Genomic DNA, 17,580 nt, shown 5'->3' on the forward strand with positions numbered 1-17,580 from the left:
CAGCATGATCACCCTCGCCATGATCGACAACCTCGCCAAACGCCTCACCACCGAAACCACCCCAACCTGGCGAGAACCCCCACAACCACAACACACACAAAATACGTGAATCAGACGTCCTCTAAGGCAGATCGCGCAGACCGAGGAGGCTCAGCGAGCTACACAGCAGGCGCAGGAAGAGGCGCTTCAGCCGATGGTCGTCGTGGACATCGTGCCTGCGCCAAACGATCGGAGCGTCATGATGCTGGTGATCGAAAACATCGGACCCTCGATCGCTCGGAACGTCCGCATCGACGTAACACCGCCACCAACCCGGTCCTTTGACAAGGCCGACGGTAAGCAGATGCACGAATGACATCTCTTCAAACGCGGAATCAAAACAATGCCGCCACGTCACCGCATGGAATTCCTTTTCGATGTTGGGTTCCAGCGCTTCAAGCCGAACGTGCCGACTGAGTTCACATTCGTGGTCAATGCAGAAGGCCCCTTCGGTCCCGCACCACAATTGACGTTCGATATCGATTTGAACGCACTGCGCGAAACCTGGATCGGACAGACGACCATCGGCAAGGTTGTGGAGCAACTGGAGAAGGGTAACCGCAACCTAAGCGAGTTGACTTCGGCCGTTCGCCAACTTAATCCGGAGGTGGCGGAGTCTCGTCGGGCGGACCGAAAGACAGCCATCGCTGAACTGGAAGCGGCAGAATGAAGTGCCCCGGCTCCCATCTCGGGTTACCGGGGCACCTCCCCTCGCGGGTCGCCACCCAACAGGGTTGGAGAGGCAGCGGGAGGGCCAAGCCGAGCATCCCCCGATGAAGGGAGACGGCCCTAGGCTGGCCACTACACCTGAAGGGGATAACACGAACCCGGGAACCCTTCCCCGTCAGCTTCACGAGGTCGAGCACCTAGTCAATGTCGTCAACGCTCATGCCGGCTACTGAGCAGCATTTAGGGAGGGGATTGGGGTCTGTTGCGTTGGGCGAAAGCATGATCGACTGCAGCTTACCCGGTGTGGTCTGCCGGGCAGGTGATGTCCCTGTCTCGTGTCCGGCCCTGGTCCCCGCCGAAGGTCTCCCCGCCGCCCAGCCCGTCAGCGGACTGGTGGGCGCCGTAAGGATTCGGTGGAGGCAGGCCGTCGTCGACGGTGTCCGTCGGCGGTCCACTGGGCTCTCTCGCCATCGGGCCATCGGGCCAACCCGCCACCAGGCCGGAAACCGGTGGCGGGTCGTCTGGAACTGTCACGTCGGCGGTGACGGAACCGACGGCGTGGCGGCCCTCAGGTCAGATCTTCAGCTCCTTACGGCACCAGCGTCGCACCAGGGCACGTTTACCTGCGGACAACTCCCGGGTGATCGGCATCTCCAGGGCGGTGCCCCGACGGCTCTCGTCGATCACGTCCAGCATCAGTCCCGCGAAGTGGGTCACCCGGTTCGGATCGTGAGGAGTGCTGGCCGGCCCCCACGGAATGATCGTCCCCATGATCGGGTAGAGCAGCGCGTAGTAGCTGAACACCTCCCGGTACACCAGGTCGAAGGTGAGCTGGTCGTCCGGTATATCGCTGTAGTCGTCGTACGGCAGTGCCCGGACCGTGGAGAAGTACTCCACCGCCCAGGCCGGGTTGTCCGGGTCGGCGTGGGTGTCCGGCGGCAGGTACCGCAGCTTGTAGCAGGCTGGCGCGTCGACCTCGATCGGCACGTCCACCCGGCCGCCGGCCGGCACCCGCACGGTGAACTCGCCGACCTTCTCCTCACCGAGTGAGGTCGCGGTCAGCACCAGCGGGTTCACCGAGTTCACCCGGCCGGGTGTCTGCACGTCCCGCCAGACCTGCACGGTCAGGGTCAGGGGCTCGGTGATCGGCTCGCCCTTGCGGAACAGCCGCAGCGCGGCTGTCCCCTTCGCCCGCTGGCCGCGGCCGTCCGGCACCATGTCCAGGTACACCGCCTGGTCGTCGGTGGCGACCTGGACCGTCCCGATCTCCCGCAGCAGCAGCACGGGACGGTGGTCGACCCAGGCCCGCAGTTGCAGCACGCCGTCGTGGATGTGCTGCCCGATCTCGCTGCGCGGACTGAAGTCAAACTCGACCACTCCGCCGTACGTCTCGTAGGGACCCTGCTCGTAGTCCACCACGCCGATCATCGTGCGCCGCTGCTGGCCCCCGACCTCGTAGAGCAGCTCCAGGAACACGCCCCCGTCGAAGTCGATCTTGCTGAAGTCGCCGCCGCCGACCTCAGGGAACGTGGTGCCCAGGTCGAGCACCACCCGGTTCTCGTCGATGTACGCCATGGCCGGGCCGACCAGCTCCGCGTCCGCGCTCGACGCGCTCAGCGCGTTCAGGGTGGTGCCGGGGATTTCGACGCGTTCCACGTCCTCGTGGGTCTTGACCCGCATCCGGGTCACCGCCCGGGGGGCGCCCCCGTCGGCCGGGAAGTAGGGCGGGCCGGGCTGGTGCAGGGCCCGGCCGACCGGGGCGGAGATCATGTCGGTGCCGTTCCACACGCCGACGGTGCCGACCACCCGACCGACCTTCGGGTTCATCGCCCGCTCGCCCCGCTGGAACTTGTCGTACATGGTCATCTGGTCGAAGCTGGTCCGCATCCCGTAGAAGCACCAGCGCAGCAGCAGACCACCGCCGTCGGCAGCGCCCTCGCGCAGAGCACGCAGGCCGTCCGAGTCCGGCGCCCGCTCCGGGTCGACGAAGACCAGCGTGGAGTTCGGGATGACGGCCTGGAAGGAGCCGGCGCCGCCGGGACGGAAGAAGTTCAGCCACCTGGTGAACGAGGTGGTCGGCACCCCCCGCACCAGTTCGGTCAGCTCGCCGTCGCGGTCCGGGCCGATAATCCGGAAGCCGGCCGCCACGAACTGGGTGCCGTAGCTGTCGGCCGGGTTCACGTCGACGATCCGGGCGTTGAACGCGAGATACGCGTTGAGCAGCGGATCCCGGGCGGCTCTGGTCACCGGCTGGTCGTCCACCCACACGCTTGTCGCCTGCGCGTTGCCGAACGTGGCGAGGTGGTCACCCCAGTAGTTCCAGTAGCCCGGCATGCCGGACTGCCAGTTGGGGCTGGGCGTGGCCGCCGTGTCCGGGTCCGCGTACACCACCAGGCTGGTCATCCATTCCCGGTACGCGGCGTCGTCCATCGCCGGCAGGCTCGCGCCCTCCACCACCGGCGGATTCAACACCTGGACCTGATCGTAGTCCAGCAGATGGACGATGTTCTCGTTGTTGGCGGTGGACGGGTTGACCATCGCGTCGGTGCCGAAGAACCCGATTCTGGGCCGGGCCAGATAACTCATGCGGACAACTCCACGGACGACGGGGCGAAGAGCGGGACCAGCGTTTCCAGCCGGGCGGCGATGGTGGCCAGCGCGTCCTGCGCCTCAGCGCCGATCCCGGAGTCGGTGAGGCCGAGCACCCGGCACCGTCCGGCGACCGCGAGCAGTCGTCCGGCCAGCGCGTCGATCGTGGCCGGCGGGCCGGTCGGCTGGGGTTGCGGTAGCTCGAAGCTGGGTCCGGCGTACCGGCCCGGGTGGTCCGCGCCGGCCGGCAGCCGGGTCAGCAGCGCCGCGAGCGGCTTGATGCCCAGCGGCATCAGAGCGGTGATCACGCGCGCCAGGCCCCGCCGCTGTGCGGCGCTCTCACCGTCCGGCGTGAACAACCGGGTCAGCATGTCCACGAAGAGCAGGTACAGCTCGTTGAAGGCGACGCCGACCGACCGTGCCGCCGGGTCGGTGATCAGGGTTCCGCCGGTGTTCGTCGCGTCGTAGGCCGGGTTCTCCACGGTCGGCCAGCCTGGGACGAAGTCCGGCTGCGCACGGTTGAGCCCGTCCAACTGGTCGGCGATCTGGTGGAAGTACGCGAAGTGCGAGTTCGACTGCCAGTCCGGCACGCCCTCGCCCTCCAGCACGATGAGGTCGATGTACCGGGCGGCCTGCTCGGCGGTGGTTATCGCTTCCAGCGTCGGGGTCAGCGGAATGAGGGCGCTGGTGACCTGCCGGGTCGCGGACGCCCGGTCGATCCACTCCGGATGCCCCAGGATCGCCTTCTTGATCTGGTCGTAAAGTTCGGCGATCGAGCCGTACGGCCGCTCCTGGCTTGCGGGGATCGCCATGTTCAGCCGGGCGTGTGCCTGCCGCCCGCACTCGACGCAGAAGGCGTCCCACCAGCCGTCCGGTTCCGGCTTCTCCCAGCACAGGAACCGGTTGACGGTGTCGCGGTCGAACGGCGTCAACGTGGACGGCAGGTTTATGTCGGAGTACCGGCTGGCCGGCTGCGGGAAGTTGGGCCGCCACAGCAACGGCGCGGCGCCCAGGGCGATCAGGATGTTGTTGGCCAGGGTGAGGTGGTACATCTCCTGCACCGCGATGCGGGTGAGCTGCTGGCTCCACTGCTCGGTCAGGGCCGCCCGGACTGCGGTGATCCCGGGATCACCGCCCTGGGCCAGGGTCGCCGCCGCGTACAGGTACTGCACGCAGAGCATGTGTTCCAGCTCGCAGGCGTCGTGAAGCATCTTGATGGTCGTGGACTTGTCCAGCAACGCGGGCTCGATAGCCGCCACGCACAACCTCCATAGTGAACGGAAGGTGTTCCGATGACTACCCGACGCTACAAACGGGGGGTTGGGCCGCCAACCCATTGGCTGGGATCTATCGAATCGTGGGGAAGTCGAGCGCCACGCGTTACAATGCCGCACGGCCTTCGGTGGCAGTCGGGATCCGGTAGGACAGCGCCCGCCTAGGCCGTGTTTCGTAGGGGTTGGCGGCGTGGCGGTGGTCGCTCATGGGGGAGGTCTCCGGTAGTTGGTTCAGCGACCAAGCAGAACTTCACACCGGAGACCTCGTGCCGAGCGTAGCGGCAGCGAGGCGACATGACCTGACCGACGTGCAGTGGGCGGTACTCGAGCCGTCGCTGCCTGCGGGAACGGGGTCATGCTCGGCCGCGCAGATGGACCATGAGAGTGATCATCGACGGGATCCGGTGGCGGGTCCGGACCAGATCACCATGGCGGGACATCCCCCGCGCCCTACCCGCCCTGGCAGTGCGGGTGCCGAGAACCTCATCCACCCTGTTCACAGCCGTCCCACTGCCAACGTGGGCAGGCGGAGAACCGGACTGGTTTCGGCGACCGGACCTCGGTGAGGCTCGATGCAGAGTGTTCCGCGAGGATGATCGGTTGTGTTGCTGCGACTGGCCTATCTCGGTGTGACCAACGCCCTCGCGTTGCTGCGGCTGTTGCCGATGAGCGACCGCGACAAGGACGCCGAGATCCTCGCCTTGCGTCACCAGATCATGGTCCTCGAACGGCAACTCGGTGGCGGCGGGGTCCGGTTCAACCCGGCCGACCGGGCCTGGCTGGCGGCCCTGCTGCACCCGCTACCACGAACGCTTTTGCACCAGCTGCGGCTGCTGGTACGCCCGGAGACCGTGCTCCACTGGCACCGCGAACTGATCGCCCGCCGGCACGCCCGACAGTCCCAGCCCCGCCGGGCCGGTCGGCCGCGAACCCTTCGGTCGATCCGGACGTTGGTGCTGCGCCTGGCCCGAGAGAACAGCGGCTGGGGCTACCGGCGTATCCACGGCGAACTGCTCGTCCTCGGGGTGAAGGTCGCCGCGTCCACCGTGTGGGAGATTCTCCACGACGTCGGCGTCGACCCGGCACCCGAACGCACGAACAGCACCTGGGCGACGTTCCTGCGCTCCCAAGCCCAAGGCCTGATCGCTGCGGACTTCTTCGAGACCGTGACGCTGACCGGCGCCCGCCTCTACGTCCTCGCGGTGATCGAACACGCCACCCGAAGGGTCCGGATCCTCGGCGCCACGCCCCATCCGAACGCCGCCTGGGTCACCCAGACGGCTCGGAACCTGTTCATGGACCTCGAGGACACCGGCTGCCAGGTCAAGTACCTGATCCGCGACCGTGACGGCAAGTACCCGGCCCTGTTCGACACGATCCTCGCAGACGCCGGCATCGAGGTCATGCTCACCGGGGTACGGATGCCTCGCATGAACTCGATCATGGAGCGGTGGATCCAATCCTGCCGCCACGAACTGCTCGACCGGATGTTGATCTGGAATCAGGCGCATCTGCTGTACGCCCTACGCGAGTACGAACACCACCACAATCAGCACCGCCCGCACCGAGGCATCGCCAACGCCCGGCCCCTGCGAGCACTACCCGACCCAATGACCGAACAGGCTGACCTCGTGCGTCTCCGCATCCGCCGACATGATCGACTTGGCGGCATCCTCCACGAATACGAGCATGCCGCTTGACCAGCGCGGATGAGGTTATCGGCACCCGCAAGGTCATCGACGTGCTGGTATCCGCCCGCCGTGACGCTGCCGCGGCCCGCAGGTTCTTCACCCGGGCACTGAAGGTGTTGAAGACGGTGCCGGTCGAGGTGGTGACCGACGCCGCCGCCGTCTACCCGGCCGTGCTCGCCGACCTGATCCCGGCAGCCTGGCATCACGTCGAGCGATATGCGAACAACCCGGTCGAAGCCGATCGCAGCCGACTCAAACACCGACTCCGGCCGATGCGCGGCTTACGGACCGACCGGACCGCCCCGACCGTGATCGCCGGACACGCCTTCGTCCAGAATCTTCGCCGCGGACACTACGAGATCGCCACCGACACCCCAGCCCGGCAACGCCCGGCCGCCGCGTTCAACGAGCGCGCCCAGGCGATCTCACTCCCACCGCTCTACCCAGGCGGAACGCGTCTCCCGATCGGACAACGCAACAGCGCCGGGGATACTGCTTCGTGGAGCCGCCGCGCCAGCCTCGCCGCAGGAACGCACCAGAGAGCCGATCTCCGACAGCCGTGCGTGACTCAGGGAGTCGACGGGACGGTAGGGGCCGGGTGCGGCATGGCCGACCGGCCGGACCTTCATCCGAGCGGCCGGCCCTTCGACGGTGGCGACCCGTGGCGCCCCGACGATTCCAGGGCCTGCTGCTCGCGTACCCCCGGGCGGATCAGCCCGCCCTCGTACGCCGCGATCGTCGCCTGCACCCGGTCGCGCACGCCCAGCTTGCCCAGGACGACCGCCACGTGGTCCTTGACCGTCGACGCGCTGATGCCCAGGACCGCCGCGATCTCGGCGTTGGACAACCCGCGTGCCACCTGGTGAAGCACCTGCGTCTCGCGGGGGGTCAGCCCGCCGAGGCGTGCGGCGTCCTCGGGCCCGGGCCCGGTCGCGAACCGGTCGATGAGCCGGTGGGTGACCCCCGGGTCGAGCATCGCGTCCCCGGCGGCGACGACCCGGACGGCGTCGACGACCCGCTGCGGCTCCGCGTCCTTGAGCAGGAACCCGGCCGCTCCGGCCCGTAGCGCCGCGAACACGTACTCGTCGAGGCCGAACGTCGTCAGCATGACGATCCGGGTCGCCGGATGCCGCTGCCCGATCGCGGCGGCCGCCGCGATCCCGTCGGCGCAGGTCGGCCGGCTCGGTGGGGGGCCCTCCGGGTGGCGCCCCCGAACCGGCGGACCCGGGGTGGGGGGCCGGCGGGCTGGCATGCGTACGTCCAGGACGGCGACGTCGGGAGTGGTCGACGCGACGAGCGCGACGGCCGAGTCACCGTCGTGGGCCTGGCCGACGACCGCGATGTCCGGCTCTGCGTCGAGGATCGCGGCGATGCCGGCGCGCACCGTGGCCTCGTCGTCGGCGACGATGACCCGGATCATCGCAGCGCCTCCGGCAACCAGACGCGGACCGTGGTGCGGTCGGTGTCGACCGCCACCGAACCGCTGGCGGCGTCCGTCGAATCCCGCAGCGACCGCAGCACCTCCGCACCGACGGGCGGGCAGCGGCGTACCTCCAGGCCGATGCCGCTGGTGCCGTATGTCACCGTGGCCACCGCGCCGTCGGCGATGAGCGCCGCGCCCGCCCGGTGCGCGGCCACCTCCAGGGGCGCGGGCAGGGACCGTGGCTCGCCGACGAACCGCAGCGCCGACCGGCGGCGCGCCGCCAGGTCGGACAGGGCGGCGACGGCGGGCGGCGGGTCGGGCCGGTCCTGGGGCAGCCCGTGCAGCAGCCGTCGCAGGGCGACCAGGCCGGCGCGGGCCTGCGCCGCGACCTCGTCCAGCCGGCCCGCCTCGGCCGCGGCGAGCGCCGAGGTGGCGTGCAGCCGCGCGCTCACGCGCAGGTCGTCCACGATGCGCGCGCGCTCGCCCCGCGCCGCGCTGTCGGCGTGCCGGCGCACGGTCTCCCGTGCGGCGGCCTCAGCGGTCGACCGGCGGGACCGCCGCGTCGTCACCAGCCTGCCGGCGAGCCAGGCGGCACCCAGCGGTATCGCGAGCACGACGCCCAGCACCGCACCGGCCGCGGCACGGTTCCCGGTGATGTCGGCGCCCGCGCCCAGGGCCACCCCGCCGACGGCGGCCACCGCCAACGGCGCGGCGAACCCGAGGCTGGCTGCGGGCCGGTAGGCGGCCACCGCGTACACCAGCGCCAGCTCGACCCACCAGCACCACAGGAACGTCTCCGCCGGGTCGTGCCGGGTCCAGCCGGCAGCGGTGCCGGCGAGCCAGGCGACCTGGACCGTCAATGCCGCGACCAGGGCCGCGCCGGGCGCGAGCCGACGCCATGCCAACGGCAGCGCGTGCAGCACCAGCAGCGCTACCAGCAGCGCCGCCGGAATCGGCGCGGCCAGCGGATCGGGGCCGTCCCCGCCCGGCAGCAGCACCGTGCCCGTGGACAGCCCGAGCGCGAGGACGACCATCGCCCCGTCCCGGACCGCCGCGCCGGCCCCGGCCCACGTCCGGACGCCCGGCGGCGCTCCCGTCGTCGCCCGGACGGGCGGCGTCGCTCCGGTCCCTGGCGGGGCGCCCGGTGCCGCCCCGGGCCGCCACGGCAGCCGGGCCCGGACCCGCCATCCCGGACCGGCCGGCCCGGCGTCGAGGTCGCCGCCGACCGCCTCGACCCGGGCGCGGAGCCCGGCGATGCCGAGCCCGCTGCCCACGTCGCCGGCCGCGCGGCTGCCACCCCCGTCGAGCACCGTCACGGTGAACCCACCGGGGTCGGCGGTGATCCGCACCGTCGCCGCCGCGCCCCGCGCGTACCGCATGATGTTGGTCAGCGCCTCGCGGACGATCCCGTGCGCCAGGGCCGCGACCGTCGGCGGGACGACCCGCGCGGTGCGCTCGTAGCGCACCCACGGGTGGCCCGCCACCAATTCGTCGACCGCCTCAATGCCGACCTCGTCGTCCCGCCCCGCCGACGCCACCACCCGGTCCAGATCGTCGACCGCCGCCTGCCCGGCACCGATCGCGTGCTCGATCGCCCGCTCCCGCAGCACCGGGTCGGCGAGGCGCAGCGCCGCACCGGCGGACACGAGGATCGCGGTCAGCCGGTGACCGGCCACGTCGTGCAGCTCGGCCGAGATCCGCCGACGCTCCTGCGCGACCGCGAGCGGCACGAACCCGTCCACGGCCGCCCGGAAGGTCTCGGCCGAGGCCCGGTCGGCGCGGACCCGACGGCCAAACCGCCCGACCGCCCACACCCCGGCGGCCACGGCCCCGAGCACGAGCGCGGTCGCGACGGTGGCCCGCGCCGAAGCGCCGCAGGCCGCCGCCGTCACGGCGAACCCGGCCACCACGGCCGCGACGCCGGCCGCCGAGACCGCCGCCGTGCGGTGCACCACCAGCGCGTACGCCGTCAGCAGCACCGCGGCCGGGCCGGCCGGGGCGGCCCCGACGACGGGGGCGGCCAGCGCGGTGGCCAGGGCGGCACCGGCCAGCGCCGGACCGGGCACCCGCCGGCGGTAGAGCAGTGCGACCACGGCGACCACGGCGCCGGCGCAGACGCCGGGCGCCAGCCGCGGGTCCGGCCGGGCGGCGAGCCACCACAGCGCCTGCGACACCGCCACGGCGCCGGGAGCCCAGGTGTTGTCGCCCAGGTCAGGGGCCCAGCGTCGCATACCCCGATGGTACGGGCCGCCCGGCCGGTCGGGACCCCGCCGCGAGACGGGGGTGGGGCGCGCGGAAGCCGTCCTGTGGCACGACGCGCCTGCGCCAGGCACCGGCCAGCATGATCTTTATGGTTCGTTCCCTTGTTCGCCGGAGCATCGGCGTCCTGCTGCTGCCGGTCGCCGTGGCCACCGCCGTGACCGTGGGCGGCGCGGGCTTCGTCGCCACCGCGCTCGTCACCGCCTGGATACCGCTGCTGTGCGCGGTGGGGCTCGTGTTGCTGGGCACCGTCGCCCAGCTCCTCGCCCGGCCCGCCTTCGCGCTGCTCGGCGTTCGACGCCGGAGCCGCGCCGCGACGGCGCTGGCCGCCGCCGTCACCGTCGCCGTCGCCGGGCTCGCCGCCGTGACCGTGTTCCGGCCCGGCCCGCACCCGGCCGCCCCGCCCCCGCCCGCCGGCGTCCGGTTCTGGGACCTGCCCACCGGATCACGGATCGCGTACGTCCACGCCGCCGCCTCCGGCACGCCCCGCCCGACGCCCGTGCTCTTCCTGCACGGCGGCCCCGGCACCCCGGGGGAGGGGGTGCCGGCCGTCAGTGCCCTGCTCGCTGCCGACGGCTTCGAGGTCTACGCCTACGACCAGCTCGGCGCCGGCCGGTCCACCCGGCTCGCCGACGTCACCGGCTACACCGTCGCCCGGCAGGTCGCCGACCTCGACGCGATCCGCGTCGAGCTGGGCGCTGAGCGCATCATCGTCGTCGGGCAGTCCTGGGGCGGATCGCTCGCCGCGCAGTACCTCGCGGCCCACCCGCAGCACGTCGCCCGGGCCGTGTTCACCTCGCCCGGACCGATCTGGGCGGGCGCCTACCCGGACGGCGGAGGCGGCGACCCCTGGGCCCGGATGACCGCCGAGCAGCGTCGGCAGCGCGACGACCTGTTCGCCTCGCCCCGGGTCATCGCCCAGGCGATCCTGCAGGGCGTCAACCCGAACGCGGCGCACGCGCTCGTCGGCGACGACGAGGCGGACGCGCTGATGCACGCCGTCGCCGTGCTCGGCAAGGACACCGCCCGCTGCCCCGGTTCGGCACCCGCCAAGGCACACGACAACCACCAGGGCTTCTACGTCAACCAACAGACGGTCGAGGACTTCGCACACATCCCCGACCCGCGGCCCGCGCTCCGGCAGGCCCGGGTACCCGCGTTGATCATGCGCGGCGAGTGCGACTTCGTCCCATGGGAGGAAACGTACGAATACCGACGCACGCTGCCGCAGGCGACCCTGGTCTACCTACCGCACACGGGACACGACATCACCTCCGGCCAGCGGAAGGCGTACGACGCGCTGCTCCGCGCGTTCCTCCGCGACGAGCCACTGCCGCTGCCGCCCTACACCTCGGCCCGACCCCCGTCGTGAGTCGGACCCCGGCGACGATCGCTCCAGCGCCGGCCCGGCCGCGCGTCCGGCGGACACCCCGGCCAGCCAAGACTGGGGTCCCGAACCAGGGAGATCCCTGGTCCCAGGCGGTTCCCGGCGGCCACACACTGGCGTTCGTCCGGCCGAGCAGTCGGGCGCTCCCTCAGGGTGAACAGGGGTACGACATGAGGCGCAGGACCGTGCGGATCGACACGATTCCGGCAGACGGCGTGGAACTGGCCGACGAGCAGCTCGCCAGAATGCTGGGCGGCCTGCCGAGGCGGGACGCCGGGGGTTCGTCGAAGACCATCGACGACATCCCCAGCGGGGGCCGGAACGACACCGACAGCGACTTCTGATCGGCCGCCGTCGCCGGCCCGCCCTGTCCCGGCCGGTCGGCGACGGCCACCCCGCCCCGGGGCGCCGATGACGGTGCGGCGATGACCGACTGGTCGGATGACCTCACGCCCGCGGCTGGCGCGGCGGGAGCGGTCATGACGTCGTCGCCTGATGTGCCAGGATGCTGCTGTGGTGCTGGTCTACCGCCCGGTATACGTACCGCCAGACACCGTTGACCTTGACGTAGGTCTTGTCCACGAACCAGCGGCCACCCGAACAGTGGCGGGCGAAGCGGGCGGCGTCGGCCAGCAGCGGAGTGAACCGCTGCACCCACCGGTAGACGGTGACGTGGTCCGCCTCGACGCCGCGTTCGACCAGCAACTGCTCCACATCCCGGTACGAGAGATTGAAACGCAGGCACCAGCGCACCGCCAAGACGATCACCTCAGGCGGGAACCGAAACCCCGTGAACGCTGATGCGGGCGGGGACCAGGACCGGACACGAGACGGCGACTTCACCGGCCAAAGCAGACCCACAGGGAGCAATCCGGAGTCGATCATGCATCTACCCAATGCAACAGAGCCCGAGGTCACCCCCGGCGGTCGGGCGCCCGGTGTGGGCCGCCCGACCGCCGGGGGCGGAGTCGTGCCGGTGGGTCAGGAAACCACGACGGTCGACGACGGCCAGGCGGTCACCGAGGTCGGCAGCGGACCCGGCGGCGTGCTGCCGGTGCTGGTCGGCGCAGGAGTCGACGGCGCCGGGCTGGTCGACGGCGAGCCCGAAGGCGCCGGGCTGCTGGGGGCAGGGCTCGACGGCGTCGGCGTGGGGCGATCCACGTTGCGGCAGCCCGCCGCGGTCGTCCGCGCCCGCTGGTCGGCGATGAGCTGCTCGATCAGCGCCGTCTGGAGCTTGGCGACGTCGTACGCGGTCTTGATCTTCTGGTACTCCTCGACACTCATCGCCCCGCTCTGGAAGAGCCGGGTGGCGGCGTCGAAGTGCGCCTTGGCGAGGGCCTCCAGGTCCTTGGTGATCGCCAACTCGTCGATGAGCCGGTTGAGTTCCAGGGTGAGGTTGACGCAGTTCCGGTCGGCCGGGTTCGCCGCGTTGTTCTGGCAGGTCGCCTCGGCGTACCGGGCGTTGTTCAGGGCCAGCGCCGCCTGGTCGACGGCCTTCTGCGCGTCGCGCAGCTCCTGCGCCGAGGCGGCCCCCCGGTTGAAGAGCTGAAGCACCCGGTTGTAGCTGGCGACCGCCTGATCGTGCAGCAGCTTCGCCTGATCAACCTTGATCTTCTCGGCCTTGCAGACGTTCGGGTTGATCGGGACGCTCGGATAGGGCGTGGTGGGGGCGACGGGCGCGGCGCTGGCCATGCCCGCGACCAGGACGATCCCGGTCACGGCCACTGCCAGCGCCGACCACATGGCGACGAGTCTCGCGTTCACCTGCACTCTTTTCCGTCGGGCGGAGGAACGAGGCAGCGATCATATAACGATTAACGTCGATGCAAGGCGCGATCTGACAGACTCTGTCGCCGGTTCGGCTCACTCCCCGGGTGCCTCGCGGATCAGCTCGAAGGTGGCCATCATCGAGGTCAGGATCGGCTCGCCGGGTGGCTTCATCGGTGGTCGTCGCCGTGGTCATGAATCCCAACTCACCGCAATAGCACCGGACACCCCAGCCAAACCGACAGCACACCGCGAAACCCCGCTATGCAGGAAGCCCGCAACCCACCAGCCACACAAGCGGACCGACTCGATCAACCATGATCAAGACGCCTCCGGATCGGAGGGAACACCGCCGGATCGGGCCGGACGTGAGGGATGCTCGTCGCACGAGCACCCACCGAGCACCCAACCGACCACAAGGGACAGAAACACAAAGGGGCCTGACCGCCATTTCGGCAGGTCAGACCCCTCATGATCTTGTGCGCCCGAAGGGACTCGAACCCCTAACCTTCTGATCCGTAGTCAGATGCTCTATCCATTGAGCTACGGGCGCCCGGTGCTCGACCAGTCTACACAACCGGTTTTGCGCGGAGACTCCGGGATTCGAACCCGGGAGGGGCTTTAAGACCCCAACCGCATTAGCAGTGCGGCGCCATAGACCAGACTAGGCGAAGTCTCCTCGGTGACCCTGCGGACCACCGCGGACGAGGATACAGGCCTGCCCCCACCCGGGGCAAAGCGACTATCCCCACGGGCGGCAACCCCTGGTGGGAGCCGCGCCGGGGGCACCGCCAGCCCGCCCGGCGTGGAGTATTCCCGCGTGTGCGAGGTCACGTTCGCGGCTACGCTCCTTTTCCATGCAGGAGCAGCCGCCGAGCGACCCGCCCCGCCGCCCCGCCAGCGACCGGGCGCGTCGCCGCTCGCCGGAGGCCACCTTCACGCCGCCACCCGCGCCGCCCCGGCAGCAGCAGCCCTCCGCCGAAGACTCGACGACCCGACCGAAACGCACCCGACCGACGAAGGCGGCACCGGCCGTGCTGTTCCAACCGCCTGCTGCCGAGTCGCCCGTACCACCACCGGCGGCTCCCGCCCGACCGCGCCGTGCGGCAGCGGAACCGACCGGCGCGGCGGACGACCCGCCGACGGCACCGACGCCGCCCCTCGCGGACGATGCAGCGGCACCCGACGCCGCCACCGCGACGCCCGACGCCGCCGGCGCACCGGCACGCCCCACGACACCGGCCGTGCGACGCACCGCCCGCACCCGCACGGGCGGCGCGGCCGCCGGCAGCGCCATCAAAGCACCCCGGGGGCAACTGCCGGCGGATGAGGCCGCCGGCCCCGCCACCGCGGGCACACCCCCGGAACCAGCCACACCGGCAGAGCCGGGCGCAGAAGCGACAGAACCGGGCACACCGCCACGGAAACGGGCCGCGCGGAAGGCGACGCCGGCGGAGGCCACCCCGGCCACCACCGGCCGGCCCGCACCCCGCACGAGGGCGACCCCACCGAAGAAGGCGGCACCGCAACCCGCTTCCGAACCGACCACGGAACCCACCCCGCCCGCGAGGCGACGGGTGACCGCCCGGCAGCGTCCGCCCGCCGGGCCGGACCCCGTCGGCACCCCGACCACCGCCACCGGCGCCTCCGCCGTGCCGGCGACGGCGACGGCGACGGCGACGGCGGACCCTGGCGGCGCGGCGACGGGGCGTCTGGAACTGGCGGTGATCCGGTCCCGGCTGCTGGCCCATCCGGGGTTCGCGCCGGAGTTGCTGGCCCTGGCGACAGTCGAGGGAATCGGACCGCAGGCCCGGGAGTGGGTGCGCGGGCTGCGCACGGCGTACCCGGATGCCGACCCGGACGGGCTGGCCCGGCTGGCCACCCGGCGGTTCGTCAGGTGGGCCGGGGTGGGTGGGGCGACGGCGGCGGTGGCCGGGCTGTTCGCGCCGCTGGCCGAACTGGCGGCGGTGCTCTGGACGCAGTCGGCGCTGGTGCTGCACGTGGCGGCGGCGTACGGCCGGGACCCGGCCGACCCGGAGCGGGCGGTGGAGTTGCTGGTGCTGACCCGGGTGCACCCGGACGCGGACAGTGCCCGTGCCGCGCTGGACGCGGCGCGGGCGGCGGACGGTCCGGGCGACGGGCCGTGGCCGCGTGCGGCGGAGGCCGCGTGGCGGTTGGCGGCGCCGTTGGCCGCGCAGGCCGGCGGCTGGGCCGCGCTCCGGCTGGCGGCCCGGCTGCTGCCGGGGGCGGCGGTGCTGGCGACGGCGGCGGGTGACGCGGCGGCGACCGACCTGCTGGCCGCCCGCGCGGTGGCGAGCTACCGGCCCGCCCGGAGCGGCGGCTAGGCCGCCCGCCGAGCGGCGGCGAGCAGCAACGCAGCGGCGACCGGCGACGCAGCGGCGGTCAGAGCCAGTCGAACCAGTCCTTCGGCAGTAGCGAGTAGCCGACGAAGGCGACCACGTCGAGCAGGGTGTGCGCCACGATCAGCGGCATCACCCGCCGGGTGCGCAGGTAGAACAGGCTGAACACCACGCCCATCACGGCGTTGCCGACGAACGCGCCGAAGCCCTGGTAGAGGTGGTAGGAGCCGCGCAGCAGCGCGCTGGTCGCGATGACCGCGCCGAGCCGCCACCGGAGTTGGCGCAGCCGGGTGACCAGGTAGCCGACCACGATCACCTCCTCCAGCACGGCGTTCTGCACGGCGGCGAGGACCAGCACCGGCACCGCCCACCACAGCGGCGGCAGGCCGGCGGGGACCAGGGTGGCGTTGACGCCGAGCTGCGCCGCCGCCCAGAACAGGGCCAGGCCGGGCAGGCCGATCAGCGCGGCGAGCCCGGCGCCCCGGGCCAGGTCGGACCCGGGCCGTCGCAGGTCCACCCCGAGGGTCCGCGCCGGGTCGCCGGGGTCGCGCGCCAGCAGGTGTACGGCGAGCAGCACCGGCAGCAGCGCGAAGACGATGCCGAGCAGCTGGTACGTCAGGTCGAGCCAGGGGCGGGCGGACTGTGAGGTGTTGAGCGAGGCGGTCTGCTTCGACAGCGGCCCGTCGGCGGTCAGTTTCGCGGTCAGCGACACCACGGCGTAGACGGCCGACTGCCCGAGTGACAGCCCGAGGACCAGCAGGGTCTCGGTGCCGACGACCCGCCTGGACGCCGGGCGGGTGTGCTGCTCAACGGTCACCGCACCACTCTGCCCGACGGGGTGGCCCGATCGCACCGGCCGGTGGGCCCAGATGAGCCGATCGCACATTCTGTGCGACCGGTGTATACGCTCCGTGGACATTCTATCGGGGCCCGATCCGCCGTCAGGAGGAGGACCGCCCCCCGTGGACAACTTCGCTCGGCTGCTGAAGGAGAGTTGGACCCTGGTCGAGGAGGACCGGGACCGGCTGAGCGGTCGCTTCTACGCCCGACTGTTCCTGCTCGATCCGGAGCTGCGCCGGCTGTTCCCGGCGGAGATGACCGGTCAGGGCGACCGGATCCTGGACGCGATCGTCACCGCCAGCCAGGTGATGGACGACCCGGAGAGCTTCGACGAGTACCTGCGTTCGCTGGGTCGGGACCACCGTAAGTACCACGTCGACGCCGCGCACTACGCGACGATGGGGGTGGCGCTGCTCGACGCGCTGCGTACCACCGCCGGTGACGGCTGGAACCTGGAGTACGACCAGGCGTGGCGGGACGCGTACGCGGCGATCACGGCGACGATGCTGGCCGGGGCGGAGTCGGACGACAACCCGCCGTACTGGCACGCGGAGGTGCTCACCCACGACCGGTACGGCAGCGACACCGCCGTGCTGACCGTCCGCGCCCTGCAGCACCCGCTGGTCTGGAAGGCCGGCCAGTACGTCAGCGTCGAGGTGCCCCGGCACCTGCCCCGGGTGTGGCGGACGTACTCGGTGGCGAACGCCCCGAACGACGACAACGTGTTGGAGTTCCACGTCCGTACGCCGGTCGGCGCGGGCTGGGTCTCGGGGGCGTTGGTGCGCCGCACCAAGCCGGGTGACCTGCTGCGGGTGGCCGCCCCGATGGGGTCGATGACGGTGGACCGGGATTCCGGGCGGGACATCCTCTGCGTGGCCGGCGGGGTGGGCCTGGCGCCGGTGAAGGCGATGGTGGAGGAGCTGGCGGGCTGGAACCGGGCCCGCTGGGTGCACGTCTTCTACGGTGCCCGGCACGCCGACGAGTTGTACGGCCTGGCCGGTCTGGAGGAGCTGGTCGCCGCGCACCCGTGGCTGTCGGTGACCCCGTCGTGCAGTGACGACCCGGACTTCGACGGTGAGCAGGGGGACGTCCCTGACGTGGTGGCCCGGTACGGCCCGTGGACGTCGCACGACTGTTACGTCTCCGGTTCCGCCGCGATGGTCCGGGCGACGTTGCGGGCGCTCGCCGAGGACGACGTCCCGCCGCAGCACATCCGGTACGACACGTTCGGCAACCTGTAGAGCTTTACTCCCCCCGCACCGGGGCGCGTGCCCCCGCCCCC

At 71.6% G+C, this 17,580-nt stretch carries 13 protein-coding genes, 2 tRNA genes and 2 pseudogenes; 8 read left to right on the top strand and 9 right to left on the bottom strand.

Going from position 1 to position 17,580, the window contains the following annotated elements:
• Positions 1 to 130 precede the first annotated feature (130 nt).
• The gene (locus JQN84_RS32695) at positions 131 to 355 is read left to right on the top strand and encodes a DUF8453 domain-containing protein (protein ID WP_504739431.1); all 225 of its coding nucleotides are present in this window, start codon (positions 131 to 133) and stop codon (positions 353 to 355) included.
• 45 nt (positions 356 to 400) lie between these two features.
• Positions 401 to 709, top strand: coding sequence for a hypothetical protein (locus JQN84_RS10630; RefSeq protein WP_204958241.1), 309 nt, complete (start codon positions 401 to 403; stop codon positions 707 to 709).
• 572 nt (positions 710 to 1,281) lie between these two features.
• On the opposite strand, the gene JQN84_RS10635 is transcribed toward JQN84_RS10630, so the two are convergent.
• Positions 1,282 to 3,294: a hypothetical protein gene (locus tag JQN84_RS10635; protein ID WP_204958242.1), complete on the bottom strand. Its 2,013-nt coding sequence runs from the start codon at positions 3,292 to 3,294 to the stop codon at positions 1,282 to 1,284.
• Positions 3,291 to 4,556: a ferritin-like domain-containing protein gene (locus JQN84_RS10640; RefSeq protein WP_204958243.1), complete on the bottom strand. Its 1,266-nt coding sequence runs from the start codon at positions 4,554 to 4,556 to the stop codon at positions 3,291 to 3,293. The genes JQN84_RS10635 and JQN84_RS10640 overlap by 4 nt, the downstream gene beginning before the upstream one ends.
• A 617-nt stretch (positions 4,557 to 5,173) precedes the next feature.
• On the opposite strand from JQN84_RS10640, the gene JQN84_RS10645 reads away from it, so the two are divergent.
• Together JQN84_RS10645 and JQN84_RS32560 are read left to right on the top strand one after the other, a co-directional pair.
• Positions 5,174 to 6,271: an integrase core domain-containing protein gene (locus tag JQN84_RS10645; protein WP_204958244.1), complete on the top strand. Its 1,098-nt coding sequence runs from the start codon at positions 5,174 to 5,176 to the stop codon at positions 6,269 to 6,271.
• A 41-nt stretch (positions 6,272 to 6,312) separates the two neighbouring features.
• Positions 6,313 to 6,603, top strand: a pseudogene (locus JQN84_RS32560) (DDE-type integrase/transposase/recombinase); the annotation flags it as partial.
• 284 nt (positions 6,604 to 6,887) lie between these two features.
• Here JQN84_RS32560 and JQN84_RS10650 read toward each other — a convergent pair.
• Positions 6,888 to 7,682 (bottom strand): response regulator transcription factor, encoded by a 795-nt coding sequence (locus JQN84_RS10650; RefSeq protein WP_204958245.1) that lies wholly within the window; start codon positions 7,680 to 7,682, stop codon positions 6,888 to 6,890.
• Positions 7,679 to 9,916 carry a sensor histidine kinase gene (locus JQN84_RS10655; RefSeq protein WP_204958246.1) on the bottom strand — a complete coding sequence of 746 codons (2,238 nt, stop codon included), beginning with the start codon at positions 9,914 to 9,916 and terminating at the stop codon, positions 7,679 to 7,681. The genes JQN84_RS10650 and JQN84_RS10655 overlap by 4 nt, the downstream gene beginning before the upstream one ends.
• Before the next feature lie 119 nt (positions 9,917 to 10,035).
• On the opposite strand from JQN84_RS10655, the gene JQN84_RS10660 reads away from it, so the two are divergent.
• Together JQN84_RS10660 and JQN84_RS10665 are read left to right on the top strand one after the other, a co-directional pair.
• On the top strand, positions 10,036 to 11,316 hold the full coding sequence (locus JQN84_RS10660) for an alpha/beta fold hydrolase (RefSeq protein ID WP_204958247.1): 1,281 nt from the start codon (positions 10,036 to 10,038) through the stop codon (positions 11,314 to 11,316).
• Positions 11,317 to 11,501: 185 nt separating this feature from the next.
• Positions 11,502 to 11,675 (top strand): putative ATP-grasp target RiPP, encoded by a 174-nt coding sequence (locus tag JQN84_RS10665; protein ID WP_204958248.1) that lies wholly within the window; start codon positions 11,502 to 11,504, stop codon positions 11,673 to 11,675.
• Between the two features lie 172 nt (positions 11,676 to 11,847).
• Here JQN84_RS10665 and JQN84_RS10670 read toward each other — a convergent pair.
• The 4 genes and pseudogenes from JQN84_RS10670 to JQN84_RS10685 all read right to left on the bottom strand — a co-directional run.
• Positions 11,848 to 12,174 (bottom strand): annotated as a pseudogene (locus tag JQN84_RS10670) (IS6 family transposase); the annotation flags it as partial.
• A gap of 138 nt (positions 12,175 to 12,312) precedes the next feature.
• Complete coding sequence (locus JQN84_RS10675) at positions 12,313 to 13,095, bottom strand: hypothetical protein (protein ID WP_204958249.1); 783 nt, start codon at positions 13,093 to 13,095, stop codon at positions 12,313 to 12,315.
• Positions 13,096 to 13,578: 483 nt separating this feature from the next.
• Positions 13,579 to 13,651: transfer RNA gene (locus JQN84_RS10680), tRNA-Arg, on the bottom strand.
• Positions 13,652 to 13,686: 35 nt separating this feature from the next.
• Positions 13,687 to 13,777 (bottom strand) — tRNA-Ser (locus JQN84_RS10685).
• A gap of 898 nt (positions 13,778 to 14,675) precedes the next feature.
• Between JQN84_RS10685 and JQN84_RS10690 the strand changes: the two genes are divergently transcribed.
• Positions 14,676 to 15,443, top strand: coding sequence for a hypothetical protein (locus tag JQN84_RS10690; protein ID WP_239485497.1), 768 nt, complete (start codon positions 14,676 to 14,678; stop codon positions 15,441 to 15,443).
• Positions 15,444 to 15,501: 58 nt separating this feature from the next.
• Here JQN84_RS10690 and JQN84_RS10695 read toward each other — a convergent pair whose 3' ends face one another.
• The gene (locus JQN84_RS10695; RefSeq protein WP_204958250.1) at positions 15,502 to 16,275 is read right to left on the bottom strand and encodes a CPBP family intramembrane glutamic endopeptidase; all 774 of its coding nucleotides are present in this window, start codon (positions 16,273 to 16,275) and stop codon (positions 15,502 to 15,504) included.
• Between the two features lie 145 nt (positions 16,276 to 16,420).
• Here JQN84_RS10695 and JQN84_RS10700 point away from each other — a divergent pair, with 145 nt between their 5' ends.
• The gene (locus JQN84_RS10700) at positions 16,421 to 17,539 is read left to right on the top strand and encodes a globin domain-containing protein (protein ID WP_204958251.1); all 1,119 of its coding nucleotides are present in this window, start codon (positions 16,421 to 16,423) and stop codon (positions 17,537 to 17,539) included.
• Positions 17,540 to 17,580: the final 41 nt, after the last annotated feature.

The organism is Micromonospora humidisoli (genome assembly GCF_016900955.1).
In the GTDB taxonomy this organism is placed as follows: Bacteria; Actinomycetota; Actinomycetes; order Mycobacteriales; family Micromonosporaceae; genus Micromonospora; species Micromonospora wenchangensis.